The following is a 5,997-nucleotide window of genomic DNA, read 5'->3' as shown; positions in this document are numbered from 1 at the left end:
GGAGCCGGAGCCGGAGCCGGAGCCGGAGCCGGAGCCGCGTCCCCGGCCGACGTCGTCGCGGCCCTGCTGGCCCGGGCCGACACCCCGGTACGGAGTGATGACGTGCCCTCCGTGGCGGCCGACGCGGCCCCGGGGACACCCGAGCGGATCATCGGCGACCTGCTGTTCGCGGCCGTGGCCCTGGCCCGGCAGGCCGGCGTCGACCCGGAGGCCGCGCTGCGGACGTCCGCCCGCCGCTTCCGGGACACCCTCGCCGCTACCGAGGACGCGATCCGCGCCGCCGGTCTGGACCCCCGGGACGCCGGCCCCGACTCCTGGCGTGCCCACTGGCCGGCAGCGCCGCGACAGGCCCCGGCCGCAAGCGGCACCCCGACCAGCTGACGCCCCACGGCCAGCCGGCCCGTCGAGGCACACCCCGGAAGGCTCCGGCCATGCGGCTGGAGACACGCCCCACCTTGACCCGGATGAACCCGGGGAGGCCGGCCCTCCCCGCCATGACTGGTCATCCGGGGAGGCCGGCCCTCCCCGCCATACTGGTGAAGCCGTGCCATGGCCTGTGGCGCGTGGTCTCGCTGTCGGGCGGCAGGTGCGGCGCGTAGCCTCGCTGCATGGCAGCAGACACCGCGCGGGAGGCGCTGGCGGGCGTCCGTCGTCTGTATGCGCGGCGGTCCGCGCCCATCCTTCTCGAGCTCGACCTCACCGTGGATCCGGTCGAAGGGGTACCTGGTGATCCGGTGAGCGCGGCTCTGGCGCGGCGCCGCCCGTCCCTGCGCACCATCGTGGACGGGCTGCGCCGGGCCGGGCAGGACGACCGGGCGGCCACGCTCATCGCCCGGATCGCCCCCTGCGGGACGCCGCTGGCGCGGGTGCAGGAGATCCGGGACGCGGTCATCGCCTTCCGGGACGCCGGCGGGACCGCCTTCGCCTACGCGGACGCGTTCGGCGAGTTCGGCGGCGGGACCGTCCCGTACTACCTGGCCTGCGCGTTCGACCAGATCTGGCTGGCGCCGCCGGGGGACCTGGGCCTGACCGGGGTGGCCCTGGAGACACCGTTCCTGCGCGACGCCCTGGACCGGCTCGGCATCGAGATCCAGGTCGGGCAGCGCCACGAGTACAAGAACGCCGCCAACACCTTCGTGGAACGCGATTTCACCGCCGCGCACCGGGAGGCCAGCGAGCGGATCGTCGTCTCCAGCCTGTCCATGATCGTGGACGGTGTCGCCGCCGCCCGTGGCCTGTCCCCGGCGCGGGTCCGCGAACTGATCGACAACGCGCCGCTGTCGGCCGAGCAGGCCCGCCGGGCCGGCCTGGTCGACCGGCTGGGCTACCGGGATGAGGTCTACGCCGCCGCCCGGGCCCACGCCCGCCGCACCGCGGGCGCCGCCACCCCTGCCGTTGCTACCGCCGGTGCCGCCGGCTCTGCCGCCGGTGCCGCCGGTGCCGCCGGCGAGGCCGGGGCCGGCGCGGACGCCGCGGCCAGGGGAACGCGCCGCGCGGACGCTCCGGCCGGAGGTGACGTCCTGGCCGGAGGTACGGCCACCACGGCCGAGGACGAGCGCGACGGCGTGATCATGATGTACCTCGCCCACTACCAGCGGACGGCCCAGCGCCGGGAGGCGTCCCGGTCACGGCTGCCCGTCCCGATGCCCCGTCTGGGCGGGCGGCCGGCGGAACCGGGCGGTAAGGCCTTCCGGCGCGGGCCCGAACGGCGCAAGGTGATCGCCCTCATCCACGGGACCGGGCCGGTGCTGCTCGGCCGCGGCGGGCGCGCGCCGCTGCGGGGCCCGGCCATGGCCTCGGACGCCCTCACCGCCGCCTTCCGGGCGGCGGGCCGCGACGAGGACGTCGCCGCGGCCGTGTTCCGGGTGGACAGCCCCGGCGGCTCGTACGTGGCCTCCGACCTGATCCGGCGGGAGGTCGAACGGTTCCAGGCCACCGGGCGTCCGGTGGTGGTCTCGATGGGGTCGGTGGCCGCCTCCGGCGGGTATTTCGTCGCGCTCGGGGCGGACGCGATCGTGGCGCATCCGGGCACCCTGACCGGGTCCATCGGGGTGCTGGGCGGCAAGCAGGTCGTCCGCGAGCTGCTGGACAGGATCGGCGTGCGTTTCGGCGCGGTCGCCGGGGGCGAGAACGCGCTGATGACCTCCCCACGGCGGGAGTTCAGCCCGGCCGAGCGCAAGAAGCTCGACGAGTTCCTGGACCGGGTCTACGAGGACTTCGTCACCAAGGTCGCCGCGGGCCGGAGGATGACGCCGGAGGCGGTGCACGAGGTTGCCCGGGGCCGGGTGTGGACGGGCGCCGACGCCCATGAGCGTGGCCTGGTGGACGTGCTCGGCGGACTGTTCCAGGCCTGTGAGCTGGCCTGGGAGAAGGCCGGCCTGCCCGCGTCGGTCACCCCGCGGCTGCGTGTCCTGCCGAAGCTGGCGCTGGCGGACAGGCTGCGCCCGCCGCGGTCGAGCGAGGACCCGGCGGCCGCTGGTGTGGGCGGGGCGCCCCTGGCCGGCCCGCTGTCGGCCGGCTGGCCCCTGACGGGCACGGCACTGCTGGAGGCGTCGCTGGAGGCGATGGCGCACCGGGTCGCCGGCGGGGCGTACGCCCCAGCCGGCGGCGATGTGTTCGCCGCCGGCTGGGGCCCGCTGGCCGCGGCCGCGGCCCGGGCCGGCCTGCCGGCCGGCGGCCCGCTGCTGATGCCGCCGCTGGGCCTCGTCATCTGACCGCCTGACCGGTTCCGGTTGAAAGGCCTGGCCGACCGGAGCCTGGCCGACCGAAAAAGGTCCGACCATTCGATTTCTCAAATCGGCCGGCATCAGTGCGACCGTCCATGATCATGAATTTTCCGGGTCGTCCGCAGCACCTCGCGGCGACAGGCTCGCCGTGACAGGCTCGCCGTGACAGGCTCGCCGTGACAGGCCCGCGGCATGCCCGTGGGCGGAGCCGTGGTGGCATGCCCGTGCTGGCGGAGCCGAGGCGACAGGCCCGCGGCGGGCGGGACCGTGCTGGCGAGCTCGCGGCGGACAGGCCCGTCGTGGCGGGTCCCGGTGCCCGGCGGGGCGGCCTGCTTTCGGCGGCGTCCGCGGAGCGGATCGCCTCTTGACCCCGGCCGGACCTCCTCGTCACGGCACTGGCCGCGGCCGTCCGGTCGCGCACCGGGCCAGTGGGTGGCCGTAGGTGACACGTGCCGAAGGCGCGTGCCGCGAGCGTGGTGGCGATAGTCTCGGCCGGGTCGTATTTCGGCGGCGCCGCCGATGCCCGCCCTGTCGCACAGTAGCGTTCTAGTCGGGCGTGTCCGTCCGGACGCGCGCCACACCGGAGGTCGAGGCCCGTGCCGTCCATCGAGGCTGTAGGAGCTCGCGAGATCCTTGACTCGCGGGGCAATCCCACCGTTGAGGTCGAGGTCGTCCTGGAGGACGGCACCCTCGGCCGCGCGGCCGTGCCCAGCGGCGCGAGCACTGGGGCGTTCGAGGCCGTCGAACTGCGTGACGGCGACGACCGTTACGGCGGCAAGGGCGTACGCAAAGCGGTGACTGCCGTGGCCGACCGGATCGGCCCCGAGATCATCGGTCTGGAGGCCACCGAGCAGCGGTTCCTCGACCAGGTCCTGCTGGACCTCGACGGGACGCCGGACAAGTCCGCGCTGGGCGCGAACGCGGTGCTCGGGGTCAGCCTGGCGGTCGCCAAAGCCGCGGCCAAGGCGTCCGACCTGCCGCTGTTCCGCTACCTGGGGGGCCCGGCCGCGCACCTGCTGCCGGTGCCGCTGCTGAACGTCGTCAACGGCGGCGCGCACGCCGACACCAACGTCGACATCCAGGAGTTCATGATCGCCCCGATCGGGGCGTCGACGTTCGTCGAGGCGCTGCGCTGGGGCGCGGAGACCTACCACGCGCTCAAGAGCGTGCTGAAGACCCAGGGGCTGGCCACCGCCGTCGGCGACGAGGGCGGGTTCGCCCCGAGCCTGCCGGCGAACCGTGCCGCGCTCGACCTGCTGGTGGAGGCCATCGGCAAGGCGGGCTTCCGGCCGGGGGAGGACATCGCCCTGGCTCTCGACGTGGCCTCGACGGAGTTCTTCGACGACGGCGCCTACCGCTTCGAAGGCGCCCGCCGCAGCGCGCAGGAGCTCAGCGACTACTACGCCGAGCTGGTGTCGGCCTACCCGATCGTCTCGATCGAGGATCCGCTCGCGGAGGACGACTGGGACGGCTGGGTGCAGCTGACCGCCCGTCTCGGCGACTCGGTGCAGCTCGTTGGTGACGACCTGTTCGTCACCAACCCGCAGCGGCTCGCCCGCGGCATTGCCGAGAAGGCCGGCAACGCCCTGCTCGTCAAGGTCAACCAGATCGGCACGCTCACCGAGACCCTGGACGCGGTGTCGCTCGCGCACCGTAACGGCTACCGGTCCATGATCTCCCACCGGTCCGGTGAGACCGAGGACACCACGATCTCCGACCTCGCGGTCGCCCTCGACGCCGGGCAGATCAAGACCGGCGCGCCGGCCCGCAGCGAGCGGGTCGCCAAGTACAACCAGCTGCTGCGCATCGAGGACGAGCTCGACGAGGCCGCCCGATATGCCGGGGCGGGGGCCTTTCCCCGCTTTTCACCGACCGCCGGGTGACACCGGTGGCGCGCCGCACACCGTTCACCACCCGGATGACCCTGCTGCTGGTGGTGATCTGCGTGCTCGTGCTGACGCTGGCCTATCCGCTGCGGCTCTACCTGCGGCAGCGCAGCCAGATCGACGAGCTCGCGGCGCACAACGCCGAACAACGCGAACGGGTGGAGGCGCTGAAGACCAAGGTGGCCGGCTACGACGATCCGGCGTGGGCCCAGGACGAGGCCCGGGTCAGGCTGCACTACACCCGGCCCGGGGAGAAGGCCTATCTGGTGCCGGCGACGTCGGTCACCCCGACCCCGGCTCCGAGCCCGGCTCCGAGCCCGGCCCCGGCTCCCTCGGCCACCGCGCGATGACCGCTCGTCGGGGCGCCGGCGCACCCGTCGCGGCCGTCGCGGGCTCGGCAGGCACCATCACCGGCTCGGCAGACACCGTTGACGTGCCGCCTGACACGGCCACCGGTGCTGGCACAGCGACTGGTTCCAGCACGGCCGCTGATTCTGGCACGCCTGCCAGAGCCAACAGGACCACCGAGGCCGGTGGTGACACCGAGGCCAGTGCGGCCGCCGAGGTTGTCGAGGTCGTTGCGCGGCAGCTCGGCCGGCGGCCGCGGGCGATGCGCCGGGTCGCCCACCGATGTTCCTGCGGCCTGCCGGACGTCGTCGAGACCTGGCCGAGGCTGGCCGACGGGACGCCGTTCCCCACGCTGTACTACCTGACCTGTCCGCGGGCGGCGTCGGCGATCGGGCGGCTGGAGGCGTCCGGCCTGATGCGGGAGATGACCGAGCGGCTCGCCGCCAACCGCGACGGCGATCTTTCCCGCCGCTACCAGGCGGCGCACCGCGACTACCTGGCCCGCCGGGACGCCCTGGCCGAGCTGCCCGGCGCACCGGGCGCGGGCGGCATGCCGACCAGGGTGAAGTGCCTGCACGTGCTGGTCGCGCACAGCCTGGCCGCCGGACCGGGGGTGAACCCGTTCGGTGACGAGGCACTGGCCCTGCTGGCGGACTGGGGCGTCCGCGGGCCGTGCGTGGCCGCCGGCTCGTGCGTCACCGGCCCCGCCCAGCAGAGCGGTTCCGTCCAGGAGAGTGGTTCCGGCGGGCAGGGCGGTCCCGGCCGGGAGGAGAGCGGTTCCGTCCAGCAGGGCGGTTCCGGCCCGGAGAACGGATCCGGCCGGGCAGCTGGCGGCGGCCCGGATGCCGGCCGCGCACAAGATGGGGGATCGTCGTGACCCGGGTGGCGGCCGTCGACTGCGGCACCAACTCGATCCGGCTGCTCGTCGCCGAGACGGCGAGCGGCGCCGACGCCGGCCCCGCGCCGGGTGGTCGCCCGGGCCCCAGCGCGGATCATGCCGAGGGCACGGGCGGCACGGGCGGCACGGGCGGCACGGG

4 protein-coding genes and 1 pseudogene are annotated in these 5,997 nt (G+C 74.8%); all 5 read left to right on the top strand.

From position 1 onward, the window contains the following. Nucleotides 1–381: pseudogene (locus tag NBW84_RS16495) on the top strand (nucleoside triphosphate pyrophosphohydrolase); the annotation flags it as partial. Nucleotides 382–608: 227 nt separating this feature from the next. Then, nucleotides 609–2,714 carry a signal peptide peptidase SppA gene (gene sppA, locus NBW84_RS16490; protein ID WP_250285629.1) on the top strand — a complete coding sequence of 702 codons (2,106 nt, stop codon included), beginning with the start codon at nt 609–611 and terminating at the stop codon, nt 2,712–2,714. A gap of 608 nt (nt 2,715–3,322) precedes the next feature. After that, entirely contained in the window at nt 3,323–4,609 is a 1,287-nt protein-coding gene (gene eno, locus NBW84_RS16485; protein WP_250285628.1) for a phosphopyruvate hydratase, read from the top strand. Between the two features lie 5 nt (nt 4,610–4,614). After that, entirely contained in the window at nt 4,615–4,962 is a 348-nt protein-coding gene (locus NBW84_RS16480; RefSeq protein WP_445548241.1) for an FtsB family cell division protein, read from the top strand. An 83-nt stretch (nt 4,963–5,045) separates the two neighbouring features. Continuing rightward, a complete protein-coding gene (locus NBW84_RS16475) occupies nt 5,046–5,837 on the top strand; it encodes a DUF501 domain-containing protein (protein ID WP_445548242.1) in 792 nt (263 codons plus the stop codon). Nucleotides 5,838–5,997 lie beyond the last annotated feature (160 nt).

The sequence above is a fragment of the Protofrankia sp. CiP1_Cm_nod2 genome (assembly GCF_920664355.1).
Classification (GTDB): Bacteria; Actinomycetota; Actinomycetes; order Frankiales; family Frankiaceae; genus Protofrankia.
The sequence above is the reverse complement of the archived record's forward strand: the minus strand, read 5'-3'. Positions and strand labels throughout refer to the sequence as shown.

Excerpts from the sequence above, each read along its gene's own strand:
- sppA (WP_250285629.1), top strand. The coding sequence starts at position 609 with ATGGCAGCAGACACCGCGCGGGAGGCGCTGGCGGGCGTCCGTCGTCTG.